Genomic DNA, 379 nt, shown 5'->3' with positions numbered 1-379 from the left:
GTGAAAAGGGATAGGGAGAAATGGTGCCATGATAAAACAGCATGGGGATCACCAGCGGCAGCGCTTTATGGCCGCGATCAAGATGCTGTTGCATGGCCGCGAGGGCATAGCGCAGGAGTCTGAACGCCATATGGCTGTCCGGGGTGCTCTGATGCTCAATGACCACATAGATATAGCCCTCTCCCTTGCTGGTCTGCAGAGAGTAGAGAATATCGGAATAGCTGGCGCGCAGGTTGTCCTCAACAAAGCTCCCGGATTCCAGGTGCAGAGTGCTTAAGTCGCACAGTTGCCGCAGCGCGGGCGGCAGATGAATATCCAGAAAATCGCGTGCGGTTTCGTTGTCGCGCAAAAAGCGTTTAAACAGGCTGTCGTGCGGAGT

At 54.9% G+C, this 379-nt stretch carries 1 protein-coding gene; it reads right to left on the bottom strand.

All coding sequences use genetic code 11. The annotated features are described in order from the left end of the window. Positions 1 to 379, bottom strand: a 379-nt coding sequence (locus tag FJV41_RS51955; protein ID WP_141649725.1) for an Rpn family recombination-promoting nuclease/putative transposase, incomplete at both ends; no start/stop codon positions are given.

Origin of the sequence: Myxococcus llanfairpwllgwyngyllgogerychwyrndrobwllllantysiliogogogochensis, assembly GCF_006636215.1 — a bacterium.
Taxonomy (GTDB): domain Bacteria; phylum Myxococcota; class Myxococcia; order Myxococcales; family Myxococcaceae; genus Myxococcus; species Myxococcus llanfairpwllgwyngyllgogerychwyrndrobwllllantysiliogogogochensis.
This window is presented reverse-complemented; position numbering and strand designations above follow the sequence as displayed.